The following is a 2366-nucleotide window of genomic DNA, read 5'->3' on the forward strand; positions in this document are numbered from 1 at the left end:
TTTCCCGCACCATCGACCGGGCGCGTGAGCTTGGCATCGTCATGGATCGGGAGTTGATCGAGAAGGCGCAGGAACTCGACCGGCGCTGGCAGGAGTTGAACACGACCATCGGCACCTGGTTCAAGAGCTTCGCCGTGGGTGCCGCCGATGCGGTGCAGGTTCTGACTGGCATGCGCACGGAACTGGACAGCCTGCTTGGCGACGAGGGCCGGGCCCGGGTGATCTTCGGCGATGAGGCGTATGAAAAGCTCAAGGCAAACCAGCAGGCCGTGAACGAAAACGCCGACAGCATCCGGGATCTCGACGCAGCCTATGGCGATCTGGCCGAGAACGCCCGCGCGATGGCGATGCAACTTCTTGCGGCGGCGGACCAGGCCAACCTTCTGGGCAAGGACGAGCTATGGGCCGTGCTGGCGCAGGCCGGGAACGACATGCACGAACTGGTCAACCAGTTCCATGCGAACGAAATCGGGGCACAGGATTTCGCAATGAGGCTGGGAGAGATCCAGACCGGCGCGAGGGGGGCTTTCGATGAGTTGGACCGCACCGATCAGGTGAGTTTCACGGCGGCGATATCGCAGATTGATGCGCTCGGGGGAAAGATCGGTGAGGTTGTCGGGCTGGCGAAATCGCTGTTCCAGTGGATCAGCGCGGCGGCCGGGATGGAGGTTTCTGCCGGGCAAAATACTGGCACCCCGCTTTCCTCCAGCGATGGGGGCCTGCTTCCTCCCGATCCGAACACCTTCGTGGCGACCAGCCCGCGCCCGCGCCCGGCGCCAGCCATGACGCATGAACTTGTGGATCCGGGCGGCCGATCTTCCGGCAGGGGCGGCGGTCGCACCCGGGACGAATACGCAGCGATGATCGAGGCCACGCAACGCCAGATCGCGCTGCTTGAGGCCGAGGCGGCGGCGCTCCTCGTGGCGGCCGAGGCCGGGGGCGAACACGCCGGGATGATGGATTACGCCCGCAAGCGGGCCGAGCTTCTGATGGCGGCGCAGCGGCAGGGCCTTGTCATCACGCCCGAACTGACGGCCGAGATCGAGGCGCAGGCGCGCGCCTATGCCACGGCAGGGCTTGAAGCCGAGGCGGCGGCGGATCGGATTCGGCAGATCGAGGAGGCGAGCGAGCGCGGGCGCGATGCCCTGACCGACATGTTCGGCTCCATCCTCGACGGGTCGAAATCCGCCAAACAGGCGGTGGCAGACCTGCTGATGGAAATCGCCAAGGCGCAGATGAGCAAGGGCCTTTCATCGCTTCTCGGCCTTGGTGGTGGTGGCGGGTTCACCGGCTTTGTCGGCGGTCTTTTGTCCTTCGATGGCGGGGGCTATACCGGAAGCGCGCCACGCACGGGCGGTCTGGATGGCAAGGGGGGCTTCCTCGCCATAATGCATCCCCGCGAGAGCGTGATCGACCACACGCGCGGGCAGACCGTCGGTGGCGGTGGTGCCATGGCGATCACGGTCAACGTCGAGGGCGCCAGCGGCGATCAGCACATCATCGGCCTAGTGCAGCAGGGGGTCTCGGCGGGGCTCCAGTCCTTTGACCGCGCGCTCCCTGATCGCCTCGGGCAGATCAACCGCAACCCGAGGTATCGCTGATGGCTGACCCGCTTACCCTGGCCGAATTCTTCTCGGGGCTCAAAATCTCGAAGGTGTCTTTCCACCTGCCCGGGGTCAGACAGCACAGCCGCACGGCCGGGGGCGAGGTGCTGTCGGCGGTGATCGGCGCCAGCCTCTGGCGCGGCACAGTCACACTGGCGGCGGGGTATCATCGCAGCATTTCCGCCGTGCAGGCGGTGCTTGAGGATCTGGACCGGGCCGGGGATCCGTTCCTCGCCCATGCAATGCCGGTCTGGGCACCTGCCTATGACCCGACAGGATCGATCCTCAACGGATACACCCCGGTCCTTTCATCCGTTGCAGGTGATAACCACCGCTGCGCGTTGTCGGGTCTCCCGCCTGGCTACAGGCTCGCGCAGGGCGAGATGCTGGCCTTCACCTATGGCACCGGGCCGGTGCGCTATGCCCTTCATCGCGTGCGCAGCCTCAGCGTTGCGGCATCGCAGGCAGGCACCACCGGCCTGTTCGATGTGGTGCCGCACATTCGCCCGGGCTGGGCGACGGGCACGGCCGTCACGCTGATCCGGCCCGCATGCAAGGCGGTGATCTTGCCCGGCTCGATCCGCTGGCCCAACTCGGCCCCGCTGATCAGCGAGGGCATCTCTTTCGATTTCATCCAGACCCTACGGTAGGAGGCTGATATGCAGACGGAAAATGACGTTGAGAATACTGTGCGCGCATCCGCTGACGCGCGTAGCGAGATCGGTAGCCGCCAAGATTGCGTTGCCGACGCGAGCGTTTCGG

At 65.7% G+C, this 2366-nt stretch carries 1 protein-coding gene and 1 pseudogene; both read left to right on the top strand.

What is annotated here, in order from left to right:
* Window positions 1-1601, top strand: a pseudogene (locus tag ABNX41_RS21695) (hypothetical protein); the annotation flags it as partial.
* Entirely contained in the window at window positions 1601-2254 is a 654-nt protein-coding gene (locus ABNX41_RS21700) for a hypothetical protein (protein WP_438671758.1), read from the top strand. The pseudogene ABNX41_RS21695 and the gene ABNX41_RS21700, both read left to right, overlap by 1 nt.
* The last annotated feature ends 112 nt before the right edge of the window (window positions 2255-2366 follow it).

The organism is Pseudogemmobacter sonorensis (assembly GCF_042762395.1).
GTDB lineage: Bacteria > Pseudomonadota > Alphaproteobacteria > Rhodobacterales > Rhodobacteraceae > Pseudogemmobacter > Pseudogemmobacter sonorensis.